This is a genomic window from Tunturibacter psychrotolerans (assembly GCF_040359615.1).
Taxonomy (GTDB): domain Bacteria; phylum Acidobacteriota; class Terriglobia; order Terriglobales; family Acidobacteriaceae; genus Edaphobacter; species Edaphobacter psychrotolerans.
Window position 1 is genome coordinate 1,814,471 of the sequence record NZ_CP132942.1, and the last position, 16,583, is coordinate 1,831,053.

At 57.1% G+C, this 16,583-nt stretch carries 15 protein-coding genes; 6 read left to right on the top strand and 9 right to left on the bottom strand.

The annotated features are described in order from the left end of the window. The first annotated feature begins 79 nt into the window (after positions 1-79). Positions 80-1,183, top strand: a complete 1,104-nt coding sequence (locus tag RBB77_RS07445) for a DNA-directed RNA polymerase subunit alpha (RefSeq protein ID WP_353066060.1) — start codon at positions 80-82, stop codon at positions 1,181-1,183. 173 nt (positions 1,184-1,356) lie between these two features. Next, positions 1,357-1,836 carry a 50S ribosomal protein L17 gene (gene rplQ / locus RBB77_RS07450; protein WP_020715205.1) on the top strand — a complete coding sequence of 160 codons (480 nt, stop codon included), beginning with the start codon at positions 1,357-1,359 and terminating at the stop codon, positions 1,834-1,836. A gap of 76 nt (positions 1,837-1,912) precedes the next feature. Here the strand turns inward: rplQ and RBB77_RS07455 are convergent, their stop codons facing one another. Beyond that, entirely contained in the window at positions 1,913-3,361 is a 1,449-nt protein-coding gene (locus RBB77_RS07455; RefSeq protein ID WP_353066062.1) for a GGDEF domain-containing protein, read from the bottom strand. A 214-nt stretch (positions 3,362-3,575) separates the two neighbouring features. On the opposite strand from RBB77_RS07455, the gene RBB77_RS07460 reads away from it, so the two are divergent. Together RBB77_RS07460 and RBB77_RS07465 are read left to right on the top strand one after the other, a co-directional pair. Then, entirely contained in the window at positions 3,576-4,007 is a 432-nt protein-coding gene (locus RBB77_RS07460; protein ID WP_353066064.1) for a hypothetical protein, read from the top strand. 19 nt (positions 4,008-4,026) lie between these two features. Further along, positions 4,027-5,232 (top strand): lactonase family protein, encoded by a 1,206-nt coding sequence (locus RBB77_RS07465; protein WP_353066065.1) that lies wholly within the window; start codon positions 4,027-4,029, stop codon positions 5,230-5,232. A 24-nt stretch (positions 5,233-5,256) separates the two neighbouring features. Here the strand turns inward: RBB77_RS07465 and RBB77_RS07470 are convergent, their stop codons facing one another. The 6 genes from RBB77_RS07470 to RBB77_RS07495 all read right to left on the bottom strand — a co-directional run bounded on the left by RBB77_RS07470 (position 5,257) and on the right by RBB77_RS07495 (position 9,572). After that, positions 5,257-6,303 carry an NAD(P)-dependent alcohol dehydrogenase gene (locus tag RBB77_RS07470; RefSeq protein WP_353066067.1) on the bottom strand — a complete coding sequence of 349 codons (1,047 nt, stop codon included), beginning with the start codon at positions 6,301-6,303 and terminating at the stop codon, positions 5,257-5,259. A gap of 88 nt (positions 6,304-6,391) precedes the next feature. Then, positions 6,392-6,931 carry an adenine phosphoribosyltransferase gene (locus RBB77_RS07475; RefSeq protein ID WP_353066068.1) on the bottom strand — a complete coding sequence of 180 codons (540 nt, stop codon included), beginning with the start codon at positions 6,929-6,931 and terminating at the stop codon, positions 6,392-6,394. Between the two features lie 6 nt (positions 6,932-6,937). Beyond that, the gene (locus tag RBB77_RS07480; protein ID WP_353066070.1) at positions 6,938-7,219 is read right to left on the bottom strand and encodes an acylphosphatase; all 282 of its coding nucleotides are present in this window, start codon (positions 7,217-7,219) and stop codon (positions 6,938-6,940) included. 100 nt (positions 7,220-7,319) lie between these two features. Continuing rightward, positions 7,320-7,877: an elongation factor P gene (efp, locus tag RBB77_RS07485; RefSeq protein ID WP_353066072.1), complete on the bottom strand. Its 558-nt coding sequence runs from the start codon at positions 7,875-7,877 to the stop codon at positions 7,320-7,322. Between the two features lie 148 nt (positions 7,878-8,025). Continuing rightward, positions 8,026-8,976, bottom strand: a complete 951-nt coding sequence (locus tag RBB77_RS07490; protein ID WP_353066074.1) for a nuclease — start codon at positions 8,974-8,976, stop codon at positions 8,026-8,028. Between the two features lie 8 nt (positions 8,977-8,984). Then, positions 8,985-9,572: an anthranilate synthase component II gene (locus RBB77_RS07495; protein ID WP_353066075.1), complete on the bottom strand. Its 588-nt coding sequence runs from the start codon at positions 9,570-9,572 to the stop codon at positions 8,985-8,987. Between the two features lie 149 nt (positions 9,573-9,721). Here RBB77_RS07495 and RBB77_RS07500 point away from each other — a divergent pair, with 149 nt between their 5' ends. Then, positions 9,722-10,435 (top strand): hypothetical protein, encoded by a 714-nt coding sequence (locus tag RBB77_RS07500; RefSeq protein WP_353066076.1) that lies wholly within the window; start codon positions 9,722-9,724, stop codon positions 10,433-10,435. Between the two features lie 23 nt (positions 10,436-10,458). On the opposite strand, the gene trpE is transcribed toward RBB77_RS07500, so the two are convergent. Continuing rightward, positions 10,459-11,973 carry an anthranilate synthase component I gene (gene trpE, locus RBB77_RS07505; protein WP_353066078.1) on the bottom strand — a complete coding sequence of 505 codons (1,515 nt, stop codon included), beginning with the start codon at positions 11,971-11,973 and terminating at the stop codon, positions 10,459-10,461. A 230-nt stretch (positions 11,974-12,203) separates the two neighbouring features. On the opposite strand from trpE, the gene RBB77_RS07510 reads away from it, so the two are divergent. After that, a complete protein-coding gene (locus RBB77_RS07510; protein ID WP_353066080.1) occupies positions 12,204-13,469 on the top strand; it encodes a Glu/Leu/Phe/Val family dehydrogenase in 1,266 nt (421 codons plus the stop codon). A gap of 54 nt (positions 13,470-13,523) precedes the next feature. On the opposite strand, the gene RBB77_RS07515 is transcribed toward RBB77_RS07510, so the two are convergent. Continuing rightward, a complete protein-coding gene (locus RBB77_RS07515) occupies positions 13,524-16,259 on the bottom strand; it encodes an FG-GAP-like repeat-containing protein (protein WP_353066082.1) in 2,736 nt (911 codons plus the stop codon). Positions 16,260-16,583 lie beyond the last annotated feature (324 nt).

Consider the following 16,583-nt stretch of genomic DNA (forward strand, 5'->3'; position numbering starts at 1 on the left):
GTACACAACTCAACCAGCAACTGAAACACCCCGCCATCTCGCAGAATGCATCGCGAATGAGCCGGAAAAGGAGAAACACATGCTTTGGAGAGGTTTTCAAAAGCCCAAGCGCCTCGCAGTCGACACCGAAACTCTAACCGAAAAGTACGGCAAGTTCTCCGCGCAGCCCTTTGAGCGCGGCTTCGGTACCACCATTGGCAACGCACTTCGCCGCACCCTACTCTCCTCGATCGAGGGAGCTGCCGTGACCGCCGTTCGCATCGAAGGTGTCCTGCACGAGTTCCAGTCCATTACGGGCGTTGTTGAAGATGCAACAGACATCATCCTGAACCTCAAGCAGATTCCGTTCAAGCTTGCTGGCGAAGGCCCCAAGGCTCTCTACCTCCGCGCTGACCAGGCCGGCGTCATCACGTCCGGCATGATCGAAGCTGATGGGGACGTCGAAATCCTCGACAAGAACGTCTACATTTGCACCGTCTCTGAAGGCGGCAAGATCGATATGGAGATGCGCCTGAAGCGCGGCCGTGGCTACATCTCGGCTGACAAGAACTTCGACGGCGACCTCGGCCTCGGCTTCATTCCGGTCGACTCCGTCCACTCGCCCGTCCGCAAGGTCAACTATCTCGTCGAGGCAGCTCGTCTCGGTCAGATCACCGACTACGACAAGCTCACCATCGAGATCTGGACCAACGGCACCATTCTTCCCGCCGATGCACTTGGCCTTTCCGCGAAGCTGCTGAAGGACCACATGACCATCTTCATCAACTTTGAAGAGGAGATGGAAGCCGGCCACGACGGTCTGCACGACGGCCCGGCAATGCGCAACGAGAACCTCAACCGCTCGGTCGAAGAGCTTGAGCTCTCCGTCCGAAGCTACAACTGCCTCAAGAACGCCAACATCGCCACAATCGGCGAGCTCATTCAGAAGACCGAAGCCGAGATGTTGAAGACCAAGAACTTCGGCCGCAAGTCCCTGAACGAGATCAAAGAGATCCTCGCGCAGATGGGCCTGTCCCTCGGCATGAAGATCGACGAGAACGGCAACCCGCAGCCCGGACCTACCTCCGTCCTGCCCGCAGCCACCCTCGCCGCCAGCTTCGGCAACTTTGATGACGATGATGACGAAGACGAAGATGAGGACGAAGACCTCGACCTCGTCGGCAGCGAACCAGAGAACTTCTAGCCAGGGTTGCGGCGGTGGAATCAACTCCGCCGCCGCAGTCTCTAGATGAAACGCGAGCGCAAGCCGCGTAGCGACAAAGCCTTCGGGCAGCTTCACCCGCGCCATGCTTCCACCGAGCGCACATTCTAAGCAGCACCGACTCACGGCCAGTGCCGAGTCGAAGGAGATCATCGATGCGTCACCGTAATGCAGGATACAAACTAGGCCGCAACACCAGCCATCGCCGCGCCATGCTGCGCAACCTCGTCACTTCCGTCATCCTGATGGACCGCGTCGAGACCACCATCACCAAGTGCAAGGCCACCCGTCCTCTCATCGAGAAGATGATCACCCTCGGCAAGCGCGGCACCGTTCACGCCCGTCGTCAGGCCGCCGCTTACCTTATGACGCCCGAGTCGGTTGACCGCCTCTTTGCCACCGTGGCTCCGCGCTACGCCGCACGCCAAGGCGGATACCTCCGCATTACGCGCCTCGGAGCCCGCAAGGGTGACGCAGCCGAGATGGCATATATCGAGCTCCTCGGTGCCGAGCATGAGCTCAACGAGAAGGCTCAGAAGCGCGCAGAAGCCCGTACGAAGAAGCGCGAAGAGCTTGCTAAGCAGATGGAAGAGCGCGGCGAAGGCGAAGCCGGCGACCCGAACGCTGAAGCATAAAGTTAAGCGAAACCATCAAAACAGAGAGACGCACCTTCTGGGTGCGTCTCTCTGTTTTTCGCAATGCTAGAAGAAACTAACCGCTGTGAACCATGACACGGTTTTTCCCTGCGCGCTTGGCGGCGTAGAGAGCTTCGTCTGCTAGCTCCACCAATTGAAATCCGTTCTCGAGCGACTCGTTCATCGAAGCCATTCCCACACTGATGGTGAGCGGCTCATTTTCCCAGTCCTCTGTTGCGACTCGCTGCATGACGCGCCGGGCGAGTCCCATGGCGCTCTCTTCGCCGCTCTCCGGCAGCAGAACCACAAACTCTTCGCCGCCATATCGTGCAGGCAGGTCCGGGAGCCGCACCGTCGTTCGCAGGATCATGCCAAGGCGACGCAAGACTTCATCGCCGGCTGCGTGGCCCCATCTGTCGTTGATCGTTTTGAAGTTGTCGACGTCGATCAACAACACCGAAAGCTCTCGCTTTCTCCGCCGCGCGAGCGAGAATTCCATGACGAGACGCTCTTCAAAGGATCTCCGATTACGCAATCCTGTCAGTTCATCGGTGACGGCGAGCTTGCGCAACTGATCATTGGCATCTTCAAGTTCGCGGTGGTAGCGTTCCAACTCCGCATGATGAGCTACCTCCTCCGACACATCGACGGCTACACCGGCCAACAACACATTTCCTGCAGAATCGTGGCAGGGGAACTTAAAGGATCGCAACGAGCTCACCGATCCGTCGGAGTTCCGGATATGCTCCTCCGTCTCGACCATTTTGCCGCCTGCCATGACCTCGAGATCGTGAGTTCGCACCGATTTTGTAAGTTTTCTTGACCAGAGTTGCTCGTCGGTCCGCCCCAGCCACGCGTACTCGCTTACCCCAAACCTTTGAGCGAAGCTACGGTTGTAAAACAGCAACCGTCCAGCAGCATCCTTGATATAGCTCAGAAACGGGCTCGCGTTCATAAACGCGCGAAATAGTTCTTCGCTCGCCCTTAGGCCCGCGCTCGCTCTTTCTTTGTCTGCCAGCGCTTGTTCCAGAGCTTTGCGCTGCACTACTGCTTCCAGCCGAAGACTGATCTGCCGCCCCAGAATCTCGAGAGCTTCCATCTGATCTTCACTTAGGATCCGGGGAACCAAATCAACTACGCAGAAGGTCCCCATCGGCTCATCGTCTGAGTTATATAACCCGACACCGGCGAAGAAACGGATCGCCGGATCCCAAGTCACCAGAGGATTGCTCGAAAACCGCTGATCCGTCAGGGCGTCGTTCACCATGAAAAGCCCATTCTGCCGAACTGCGTGCGCGCAGAAGGCTACCTCTCGCGGTGTCTCGCCCATCTTCAGATCGTCAGACGCACGAAACCATTGGTGCCGCTCATCGAGCAGGGTCACCAAACCAATTGGAGTTCCGCAGAGGCAGGCAGCAAGTCGTACAAGTTCGCCACATTCAAACTCTGGCTGGGAGTCCAACAAATCACGTGTCCAGATCGCCCTTAAACTAGCGGCTTCAGCTTCTGTTCGACGCAGGGTCATCTATCACCGTAAAATCAAAACTAAGGATAGCTTTGGTGACTTGCATACGCTAGAAGCAATTTCAAGTGCTTACGAAAGTAACCCAGCATATTATTCCCATTGTGGGAATAGAAGGTGAAGATAATCGATTTAGTTGGAGGTCAGACCAGAATACTCCTCGTTTTGGGCCCTTACCTTGCTGATACCTTCCCCCTGCACTAATCTAGAGACAATCATGTATGAAGACTTCAAAGTAACCGACCGCTGGACCGGAGAAGACCTTCACTGCGTTTGGAAGGGAACGATGGTGGCTATCGCGACGCGGCATGCCGACGCCACCGACATCCGCTTCGCGGTCAACGACAGACACGTCTGGATATCCATGCCGAATCTGGCGTGGGTCGAACAGAAGCGTCGTACCGGCTTCGTCATCACGGATTATCTTGCAGCTCAGGTCGCCGGGCGGTATCTGCAGCACGCCGTCAAATCCGGTTACGACAATGGCCGGGAGATGTACACCATGACGGTCGATGAGGTTCTCGAACACGCCGGCGCGGTCGTAAAAGAAGCCGGTCGCACCGACAATCTTCCCAGCCTTCCCGTCATCAACCCGGATATCCGCGCCGAGGACGAGTTGGGCATTCATCTTCCAGGCGAACCAGCATAACCTCCCAGGGGTTTGGTCCATGTTCTCGCGCCGCCGATTTCTTGTCGTGTTTCCTGCCTTTGCGGCGTCCGCACGTGCCTTTGCGACGTGGCCTGTACGCAAGAGGAAAGCCTTGCCGGCTCCGGTTTATGTCTTCTTCGGAACCGACACGACCAAAGGGGTGTGCAAAGGCATCTATCGGTCGACCTTTGATTCAACCCATGGCCAATTAAGTCCGCCAGTGTTGGTTGCCGACACGGCTCGGCCATCCTTTCTTGCGTTGGCGCCTCCCGGTTCAGGCCACAGCTCGCTCTATGCGGTCAATGCGATTAATGATCCCGCCGCAACCGTTACGACCTTTGCGCTGGACCCGGGAACCTGCAACCTTCGTCAGATCGGCCAAGTGCCCTCGGGCGGAGCCGGGCCTGCTTGTGTCTCGGTGGACTCTACCGGCCACGCCGCATTTGTGGCTAATTACTCCGGCTCCTCTATCTCTTCTTATCGCATTCAGCCCGACGGCACGCTCAGTCAGCCGGTAGAACGCCTGGACTTCAAAGACCATCAGAAATTTGGAGAACCTGGGCCGAACTCTGCGCGCCAGCAGGATCCGCATCCCCACTGCGTCACCATCTCACCGGATGACCGCTTCCTCCTGGTCTGCGATCTAGGCACAGACCATATTGCAGTTTTCTATATTCATCCCGAGACTGGCACACTCTCCGACCCACACCTGTTCACGAATGAACGTCCTGGTTCAGGACCTCGCCACGTCGTCTTCCACCCCAACAGCCGTTGGGTCTACTGCATCAATGAGATGGACTCCACCATCGATCGCTGCCTCTGGACTGCTACGCGCTTCAGCAATACGCCGCAAGGCCTTTTGGTTAATTCCACTTTCTCGATCAAGACCATCGCCCCGGAATTTCCCGCCGACAAGAACACGGCTGCCGAACTTGCAATCTCTCCTGACGGCAATTTTCTCTACGCCAGCAATCGTGGGGAGAACACACTGGTTGTTTTCTCAATCAGTACGAAGAATGGTGACCTTACGCTGGTACAGCGAATCACCTGTGGTGGCAAGACTCCTCGCCACTTCACCCTGGACCCGACAGCACAGTGGGTCATCTGCGGGAACCAGGATTCCGCAAACGTTACGGTCTTTCGTCGTGATTCCGCAACCGGGTTGCTCTCAGGCCCTGTGCAGACCCTCGCTCTGGACTCGCCTCTGTTCACTCTCTTTGCCTAGAAGTAAACAGAGGCGTGGCGCTTTTTAGCTCTTAGGCAACGTCGCCATGTCGATTACGAACCGGTACTTCACATCCGATTTCAGCACCCGTTCATAGGCTTCATTCAGCTTGTCAACTGAGGTCAGTTCAATATCGGAGACGATGTTGTGCTCGGCGCAGTAGTCCAGCATCTCCTGGGTTTGATTCATCCCGCCGATACCCGATCCGGCGAGAGAGCGCCGATTGGCCACCACAGAAAATGGAGCCACTGACAATGGCGTTTCAGGCAAGCCGACGAGACAGAGAGTGCCATTCAACCGCAGCAGATTCAGATACTGATTGACGTCGTGTGGCGCCGAAACGCAGTCGAGAATGATATCGAAGCTGCCGGTGTGCTTCGCTACAGCGGCGGCATCTTTCGTCACGACTACCTCGTCGGCACCCAGCTTCTTCGCGTCTTCGATCTTGTTCTCGGAGGTGGTGAATTGGACTACATGCGCGCCAAAGGAATGAGCGAACTTCAGGCCCATGTGACCGAGCCCACCCAGGCCAACGACGCCTACTTTGCTGTTCTTTCCGACCTTCCAATGGCGTAGGGGAGAGTAGGTTGTAATCCCTGCGCAGAGCAGAGGAGCTACAGCAGCGAGATTGAGCTTCGGCGAGACACTGTGAACGTAGTATTCGTGCACGACGATGTTGTTGGCGTATCCGCCGTAGGTGACCTGGCCTGAGTAATCGCGTTTGTTGTAGGTTTCGACTGCACCCTTCAGACAGTACTGCTGCTCGTCCGCTTTGCAGTTCTCGCACTCGCGGCACGAGTCGACGATCACTCCGACAGCAGCCAGATCGCCCACTTTGAACTTCTTCACATTGCTGCCGACCGCCGTCACATGCCCGACAATCTCGTGTCCTGGCACCATAGGATAGATCGACCCGCCCCACTCATCCCGCGCCTGGTGAATGTCCGAGTGACAGATCCCGGAGTAGGCAATCTCAACGACAACTTCGCTCGCGCCTGGCTCACGGCGTTCAAAGCTGAAAGGAACTAGTGGTGACTTTTTATCGTGTACGGCATATCCACGTGATTTCATTCTCGACCCCTCTATCGTCCGAACTGGATGACCAGTTCTTCTCGAAGACGCTGGCAGTTGATCTGACGGTTACGTTCGCTATTCAGAATTACTCGTCGTAGTGCAGCAGACTCAGCACGTCGTACTGTTGAAATTTCTCGCGGCCTTTCAGGAAGTCGAGCTCGATCGCAAAACCAAGCCCGGCGATCTCGCCGCCCAACTGTCGCACGAGCTCGACCGTCGCCTGCATCGTGCCGCCGGTTGCCAGCAGATCGTCCACGATGACGACGCGCTCTCCCGGCTGGATCGCGTCCAGATGAATCTCTAGAGCGTCGGTGCCATACTCGAGATCGTAAGTGACCCGGGCGGTCGGCGCAGGCAGCTTCTTCGGCTTGCGAACAGGCACGAAGCCGGCGTTCAGCCGATAGGCCAGTGCTGGTCCGAAGATAAATCCGCGTGCCTCGATTCCCAACACGAGATCGATCTCCTTTCCGATGTAATACTGCGCGAAGGCGTCGATCAGTGTGGCAAACCCTGCCTTATCCTTCAGCACGGTCGTAATGTCATAGAAGAGAATCCCAGGCTTTGGGAAATCGGGCACAGTGCGGATCAGGGTCTTCAGCGGTTCGCAGTTAATCGGTAGTGTCATCAGTCCTTACCAGGCTCCTTCAATCTCAAATGGCCCAAGCTGCGCGCCTTCGCTCTCGGCCAGTTCCTGTTCCTCTACGGCATCGACGCGGCTGCCGCGCGAACCTTTTCGCAGCGCATCCTTCAACTCGGCAAGCTCTTCAGGTTTACCCGCCGCGACGATCTCGACGTGACCCTGATCTGTGTTTCGGACCCATCCCCGCAGTCCGAGCTCCGCCGCCTCCTGGTGCACGAACCAGCGAAATCCGACTCCCTGCACGCGACCTTTTACGAGGTAATGGCACACCATGGAGACTCCAGTGTCGCAGAGCAGATATCCCCACGCAAGGCGTAGGAGGCGAAAGAAAAGGCGGAGCCAGTGACTCCGCCTTTCCTATTGAAGACTTGTCTTAGGCCCTGCTCATGTAAGCGCCTTCTGCAGTATCTACGCGAATCTTTTCGCCTTCGTTGATGAAGGGGGGTACCTGCACAACCAGACCTGTTTCGAGCTTTGCAGGTTTGGTCACCGACGACGCAGTCGCCGACTTGATGCCAGGCTCTGTCTCCATCACGGTCATCTCGACTACGCCCGGAAGCTCAATGCCGACAGCCTTGCCATCATGAAAGCTTACGTTGATCGAGAGATTAGGCAATAGATAGTCGACGGCATCGCCGAGCGTGTCGCGCTTCAGCATCGTCTGCTCGAATTTGTCATCCATGAAGTAATACTCATCGCCGTCGTTGTATAAAAACTCCATCTTCACTTCGTCAACGATTACGCGATCAATTGGGTCAGGTGAGCGAAAACGCTCGACGAACATTGCGCCGGTGCGCACGTTGCGAAGTTTGGCCTGGATGAAGGCCCGAAGATTGCCAGGCGTGCGGTGCTCCACCGAGAAAACCAGGTGAAGATCGTCCTTGAATTTGATAATCATGCCCGGGCGCATCTGCGTTGCGGGAATCGACATAAAAGAAAACCTCTGATCTGTGCTGAATTTCAGCTGTACTGAGATATTTGTGCGGGCATCGGCGATAGCTGCCAGCAAGCCTACAACCTTTTAATTGTAGCTCAGCGAGCATGTTTCCGGGTCTGACGACCATTCAACGCAATACCAATCAGCTGCCGAAGATCTTTCGGAAGAATCGTCCAATTGCATGTGCGAAACCATGACGAGGAGGGGTTGCGGCTGGAGCGCTGGCGCTGGCTGCCGTCGTGCTCTGTGGCGCATTTGCCGTCGCCTCGGTCGTCGTGCTCTTTGCCTCGGGTTTAGCCGGCGGCTCAGTTGTGCTATCCGGACTGTCGCCGGAGTTCAGGGTAGCGGTGACCTGCTCGTGCAATGCCCCTGCGGGCGCCTCGGGGATCGGTGCCGGAGCCAGCCCTGCGCTTATGGCGGCTGGAAAAGGGTGCAGTTCCGCCGCAGTCTTCGGATCACCCGGAGTTCCCGCATTGCCGGAGTTCAGCAGCGCATCGGCTACCGTCATCGCCGGCTCAGGAGGACATCCGCACGACGAGCTTTCATGGTCGACCACCTCTTTTAGGCTGCCGTGTTCGAACAGCACATGCTGCCCCGCCTTCAGTTCGTAAGCCGCTTCGCCGAACTGGTCGGCAATGTTGAGTACAGGCGCCAGGGCTCCGCGATTCTCAACGCAAGTGTCGCCGTTCCTCGTTACTCTGAGCTGCAGATCGAGCGGTCCGTCTCCACGCATCGTAAATCGCAGGTCCGGCGTCATCACCATATCCTGCGTCGTCGCGGCCATTTGTATCTCAATCGCGCCGCGATCGAGCGCCAGCATTAGCGGAGCTGTACCAGCGGCGCCCTGTCCCGAGGTCAGATGCAGTCCGCTGGTCGCGCACACCCGAATCGTCCCACCGCGTTTCAACTCAATCTCAGCCGTGTGGTCTCGGGCTGTCACTGTCGTGTTTCCAACCAGAATCGCGCGTCCGTTGTTTATCTCAAGCGCCCCGGCGATGTTGGCGTTCTGCACTCCCACCGTGCCAATCGGCTGCTGCGCCCACGCAATTCCGCAACCGATTGTGAACACAAGAATCAGCCGACGCACCATCATTGCCCACCCTACATCTTCAGGAAGTTTTGAATGATCTGTTTGCCGTGTACGGTCAGCACGCTTTCGGGATGGAACTGCACACCCTCGATGGGCAACTCGCGGTGACGAAGCGCCATAATGGTCTCCCCATCCGCGGTTCGCGCCGAAACCTCGAGTTCCTCCGGCAGTCCTTCGTCGTTTACGATCAGCGAGTGGTACCGCGTGCAGGTCATCGCAGACGGAATGCCTTTGAAGATAGTCTTACCGTCGTGCTCGACTTCACTGGTCTTGCCATGCATCAGCTTAGGTGCGCGCACTACGTTGCCGCCAAATGCCGCACCGATCGCCTGATGCCCTAAGCAAACGCCGAGAATCGGCACACTGCGCCCACCCGCCTCTGCTAAGGATGCGAAGTGCTTGATCAGCTCCATGCTGATCCCCGCATCCTGCGGAGTACACGGCCCCGGCGAGATCAAAATCCTCTCCGGCCGCAGCGCCTCAACCTCTTTCGGCGTCAGCTCATCGTTGCGCCGAATCACCATCGCGGCACCAAGCTCACCCATGTACTGCACCAGGTTGTAAGTAAACGAATCGTAGTTATCCAGAACAAAGACCATATCGTATTAAATTCTACGCTCCAGGCAGCGCTCTGTTGTCGAACGCTTAGTGCGAACTTGCCGATAACCCTAGTTGCGAGGGAGTGCGGCACTCATTTCAAGGAACTGATAAATTAGTGCGTCAGGGAAGCAGATTATGAGGGATGGGAATGCGCGTTCAGAAAGCAGCGATTTGCATCTTCCTCGCTTCAGCGTTGCTCCTCTCGGTTCCGTTAGCCAGCGAACTGACAGTCAGCCATTATCGTCGCTGGTACGCGTCGAGACTACTCTCCGCATTGCGACAGATCCGGCCTGGCACCACTACCGAGGAACAGGCTCGCGCAGCACTCAAGCCGTTTTCCGCTTATGAAGATGGATCGGATACGCGGCGCGCGGGAACCGTTTCCAGTCAGCTCGGATATCAGTTTTACAACTCCCCGGAGTGGGTCACTTCGCTCGCGTACCACCTTAGATTTATTCCGATTCGCCTGACGCTACCTTGGACCCTGTTTGAGGCTCATCTCGATTTCACAGATGGGCTAGTCGCGGGTATTCACATCATAGAAATGCAGGAGGACCAACCCGGATTCCCTCATCCAAATTCCGCGTCCGTCACCGTGGTTTCCAATCGAAATGGGCAAATTGCCAGAAGCCTCTACGACGGTACCCCCTCTGAGAACTTCAACGGTTACTGGGAATACTCCCGAAGCACCGGCCAGGCGGATCAGAGCGGAAACCCGACGAGCTTTAGTTGTTGCCATGCCAGATTCATCAGGCTGGACGAGCGAGCCACACCCGCTGAACGCTCGCAAGCACTAGACTTTCAACTGCATTGTTTGACGTCCATTCTGCGCTGCAAAGACGACCGGCAGATCCTTCCCTGACTGATGCGACGCAAACCAGACCCTTAGACTCCCCTTGCCCGCTCAATCGCCCTAACTACCGCTCGCGCCTTATTCACTGACTCCTCAAACTCTTTCTCAGGCACCGAATCCGCCACGATCCCGCCACCCGCTTGAAAGTGTCCCTGCTCCCCATTCATAAACAGCGTCCGAATCGCGATACAAGAATCCAGATTCCCACTGAAGTCCGCATACAGCACACTCCCGCCATACACTCCTCGCCGTGCTGGCTCCAGCTCTTCGATTATCTCCATGGCTCGGATCTTCGGTGCTCCGCTGAGCGTTCCGGCAGGGAAGCAGGCACGGAACGCATCGAGTGCCCCCAACTCCGAACGCAGGGTGCCTTCGAGCGAACTCACCATATGCATCACGTGGCTATACCGCTCCACGAACATCAGATCCTTCACCTTCACCGACCCAAACTCACTCACCCGCCCAACGTCGTTCCTTCCGAGGTCGACCAGCATAATATGCTCGGCCACCTCCTTCTCATCCGCGCGAAGATCCGCCTCCATCGCCCGATCCTTCGCCTCATCCGCACCCCGCGGCCGTGTTCCCGCAATCGGCCGATACTCTACCTCCTGCCCGTGTACCCGCACCAGCAGCTCGGGCGAAGACCCTACGATGTGCGCCAAGCTCGGTTTCTTCGCGGCTTTCTCCTCCAGCCCAAACCGCAAAAAATACATGTAAGGCGAAGGATTCACGATGCGGAGTGCTCGATAGATCTCGAAGGAATCGACCCCCGGCACGCAATCGAACCGTTGCGAGATCACACACTGAAATACATCCCCAGAAGCGATGTACTCCTTCGCCTTCTCCACCGCCTTCAAAAACGCAGCCTTCGGAGTACGTGAAGTGATCTTCAACTTTCCCTCAGGCTTCTTCTTCTTTCTCACTGGCAATGCCGCAGCCAGCCGCTTCTCCATCTTGTTCAGCCGTCGCACCGCGCGCTCGTAGGCGCCTTCGCGAGACTCGCGCGTCAGGTCCGCCGTAACCATCAGGTGAATCTCCTTCTTCACGTGGTCGAAGGCGAGCACTTGATCGAAGAACATCAGACAGGCATCCGGTACGCCGAGCTCATCCTTGGCCAGCGAGGGCAACTTCTCAATCTGACGCACGACATCATAAGCAAAGAACCCAACCGCACCTGCCGTAAACGGAGGTAGCCCCGGCAATCGCGCCGGCGTGTGCCCACTCAGAGCGCGCTTCAGCTCCTCAAAGATATCCCCGTCGAACGTATGCTCCCGCCGTCCTTCGCGAACAGTAATGCGCGTTCCCCGAGCCGTCATCTTTTTGTATGGCTGAATGCCGATGAAGGTGTAACGGCCAACATGCTCGCCACCTTCGACCGATTCGAGCAGAAACGCTTCCGGCTCGTCAGAGGCTATACGCAGAAATGCCGAAACCGGAGTCTCGAGGTCTGCCGTCACTGTCCGATAAACGGGCACAAGCGAATGGTTACGGCTTAATTTCAGAAATTCGCGAGCGGAGGGAAGGGAGTTGGAGTCAAAAGAAGGCATGGCTACATCCATCATAAATGCAGCTTTATGCGTGTTTTATGTTGGGACGGATACACTTGACGATGACGGCTCCTCCCCCGTTGGTTCGATTGCACATCGTCGTTCGGCGAGCCTATACTCCTCGAGTTTGGCCACAGACCGGTCTGGCACAAGCAGTATCCTGCTTCTAGCGGAGGCACAAGATGGCCGGAGAATCGCTGATACCAGCAACAGAACAAAGGAAAGTAAAAATGCAGACCCTTACGCTCGAGCAGGAGACTAATCCCTGGGAAGCCCAGGCCGCTCGGTTCGACTTCGCCGCACAGAAACTCAATCTCGATCAAGGCATCTGGAAGGTCCTTCGCTACCCATCCCGCGAACTTATCGTTCACATCCCCGTCGGCATGGATGACGGCTCGATCGAAGTCTTCACCGGCTACCGTGTTCAGCACTCAGTGGCCCGCGGCCCTGCCAAGGGCGGCATCCGCTACTCCCCAGACGTCTCCCTCGATGAAGTCCGCGCACTCGCCTCCTGGATGACCTGGAAGTGCGCCGTCGTTAACATCCCTTTCGGCGGAGCCAAGGGCGGCGTCATCTGCGATCCCAAAAAGATGTCCCAGGGTGAACTCGAGCGCATGACTCGCCGCTACACCGCCGAACTCATGGAATTCATCGGACCGGAAAAAGATGTTCCCGCGCCCGACATGGGCACCGACGAGCAGACCATGGCATGGATCATGGACACCTACTCCATGCACATGCGCCAGACCGTGAACGCCGTCGTCACCGGCAAGCCCGTCAACCTCGGCGGCTCACGCGGACGGAAAGAAGCTACTGGCCGTGGAGTCTCCGTCGTCTGCGACGAGGCGATCAAGCATCTCGGTATGTCCATTGACGGTTGCCGTGTCATCATTCAAGGCTTCGGCAACGTCGGCTCCAACTCCGCCAAACTGCTCGCGCAGAAGGGCTACACGATCATCGGCATCGCCGAGTTTGATGGCGGCCTCTACAACCCAAAAGGAATCGACATTCCGGCCCTGATCGAGCATCGCAAGAACGCTGGCACCATCAACGGCTTCACCGAGGCCGAGGCCGCCGATAAACGCGAACTCCTCACGTATAACTGCGAGATTCTCATTCCCGCAGCGACCGAAAATGTCATTACCAGCAAGAATGCAGATCGCATACGCTGCAAGATCCTCTGCGAAGGCGCCAATGGCCCCACCACCACCATCGCCGACGAGATCCTCGCCGACAAGCGGGTCTTCATCATCCCCGACATTCTCGCCAACGCTGGCGGCGTTACCACCAGCTACTTCGAGTGGGTGCAGGATCGGATGGGTTACTTCTGGACGGAGGCTGAAGTCAATCAGCGCCTCGACAACATCATGACCGAGAGCTTCAACGATGTCGTGACCTACGCTCAGAACCACGGAGTCAACAACCGCATCGCCGCGTATATGCTCGCAATCGACCGCGTAGCCTACACCACCAAGCAGCGCGGTATCTACGCCTAACTCCTAAATTCGCTGCAATATAAAGGAGGCAGCTCAAAAGGCTGCCTCTTTGGTCTAGTAGCAGTTGCTACTGTCATCGGAGCAGTACTCGTCCACCGTGAGCCTTATTTTCGCCGTCACGACGCTCTCAACTTGCCCGGTCCCCGTCCCAATGACTCGAATCGTATAGCTTCCGGGCTTCGTCCCCAGGTTCGTGCAGGATCCGCATCCTGTTAGCGAAGCAATCCCGAAGATCGCAACGACGGCAACCAGCAGACTCTTGATCGCCCGTCTTCGCTTACCGGGTATGAGTATGACAATGAAGGCTGCGAGGATGGTACTCGCAAACGGCAAACTGGCCGTTCTCGATTCAGAATCCGCGACCACGCATGATCGTGGAGGCATCACGCTCAGTCGCAGCGTTGTCGTCCCGCCGCTTCCCGGAATCGTCTGTGCTTGAAACGCACACGTCGCCTCTGCCGGCAGATCTCCGCACGACAGCAATACCGGTGCCGTAGATCCGGTCTGAGGAATCACCGCGACTTGCAGGTTCACCGTTCCGCCCACTGTTGTGGTCGAAGAACCAGTTACTGAAATGCTGAACTTATCCGTCATCGTGGCAAGCGGTAGCACCGTCACCGTCACCGGCGCTGAGGTCGATCCCATATGCGTCGCATCGCCCGAGTACGCCGCCGTCAACGTATGTGTTCCTACGGCGAATCCGGAACCTGCACCAGGTGGGCAACTCGCCGCCTGCGTCACAGCAATTGTGCAAATATTTGTCGGGCCATCGAAAAAAGAGATTGTTCCCGTCGGTGTACTTCCATCACTCGCGGCGACCCGTGCAGACCCACTCACCACCAGCCCGAAGTAGATCGTCGATGGTGTCGAAAGGGTAAAGACTACCGTGGTCGGGATCTCCGGAACAGCCTTTGTCTTGATCCTGTTCAACAACACCGTGATCCCGCCGGTAGTCACACCACCGCTCACCGGTGTCGTTAGGCTGCTGATCGCCGTATTCGCGATCACCGTACCGCCATTGGCAATCACCAGATCCGTATATCCATCCTTGTTTACATCGCCTGCCGAGATGGAGTTGATCCCCATTCCCGCCAGAAAGTGCTCTTCTTCGCCAAAGACTCGTCCCCCGAGATTGTTCTGAACACTAACCACGTATCCGTCGCTCATCATCAGATCCGGCCGCCCATCGCCATTCACATCGGCCACCGCCAGTTGGTAAAAGTTTCGCGACGGCGACGTCACGACGGGAGCTTCAAAGCCCCCATCGCTGTTGCCGTACCAGATATAAATCGCGTTCGACGCAGTCGCCGCGGGATGAGCGTGATCGGCGCTGGGGTTGTCATACGCCACGATCACATCCTGATTGCCATCCCCATCGAGATCTTCGGTCACCAATGCTGCCTGCACAAGACCCGCAGCACGTGGTGCTCCCGGAAGGGAGACGACCTGAGGGCTTGGGGAAGCACTCACCTTCGAAGTCGTCGGCGTGGCTGCACCAGCAAACGTTCCGTCCCCATTCCCGTGCAGCAGCAGTGCCTGTGACGCCGCCACATTCACGACCGCGTCCAGATTGTTCGAACCGCTGAACTCTCCCAAAGCTCCGCTCAGTGCAGGTTTCCCTGCCGCAAACGCGCGTGAGCTTCCGAGACTTCCATCCGCGTCTCCAAGCAGCACTGCGATTCCTTCAGGCGAATCGACTGCCACATCGAGAACTCCATCGCCGTTAAAGTCTCCAGACGCAAAGCTTGTTCGACCCGGTCCCGCGTTATAGATCCCCCCCAGAGTGAGATTCAAATCACTCTTCTCCAGCAACACGCTCATGCCTGCCGGAGTCGCCGTATAAAAGATCTGTCGTCCTAAGGCAGCAGTTACCGCGACCAGATGTCCTCCCAGGCCTGTCGTCGCGTCCGCGTTCCCACTTCCGCCCTCCGACACGGTCGAAAAACTTCCATCCGCGTTTCCATGAAAGATCTCAACCCGTCCATCGATGCCCTCCAACACAAGGTCAGGATGTCCGTCATCGTCTACGTCATACAGCAACATGCTCTGCGCAGCACTTGACCCCGCGTAAACCCCTGAAGGAGTCAGCAGTCCATCGCTCGATCCAAGAAAAACGTCTGCAACGCCATTTGTGACAGACTGAATGACCAGGTCGGTATGCCCATCCCCATTCAAATCAGCAGTCATCATTGGGCCGACACCGCCCTGGAGCTGCGTTCCGACGATCCTCACCAGAGTTCCGCTATCGTCGCTCGTCAATGTGAACAACGAAGGGTTCGCAGCGTCTTCCACCAGCAGATCCATGTATCCCGTATCGTGCAGCTGCGCGCCCTTGACGTAACGGAACAGAGGTGCAGCCGTTCCTAAAATCGCGAAGGTTCCAAGCTGCTGTGCAGATGCAAACGTCCCATCGCCGTTCCCCAACGCCAGATACGCTTTCCCAAGTTCAACCGCACCCCACACCCATGCCAGGTCCGCGTGCCCATCATGATTGAAGTCTGCAACAGCAATCGACGCCCCCGCCGTGGGGATTGTCTGGCCGACTGTGAAGGTTCCATCTCCGTTACTTAACAAAATATGAGTGGTCGATGCAGTCTGGGTAGCACCGTAGTCGGTATAGATCAGGTCCGTCCTGCCGTCACCGTTCAAATCCGCAGCCACAACTCCAGATGGCCAGTCTCCGGTCGCGATCACCAAAGGCTGCTGAAACTGCTGGGCCATCGCAGCCAAGGCCGGTAGGCTCAGAGCGCAAAAGGTGATCGTCTTGGGCAGGACACTTCGGATCAGCATGTCGCACGCTCGACCTGTCTTCTCTATCGGCGTCTTGGAGCGAAGGTAGAGGCGCTCTGAGGGGAAAGGAGTTATGCAGGGGAACTCCCGTCTTCAGCTGCTGCTCAGTGGGAGCTTTTAGGATTGTCTCGGCGAGTATGGGACTTCACTAAACCTCCCAGCCGTCTCGCCGATAACTCTCAAGAAAGTCTGGCCCTCTGCTGGACAACCTGAATCGTGACAAAGACATGCCCGAGGGAGCGTCGGCCTGCGTTTCTCCATGGCATCACGCCCTGCAACTTCCGGTCAGCATGAGCCTTTCGCACTTTCGCGCGTCTTACTGTG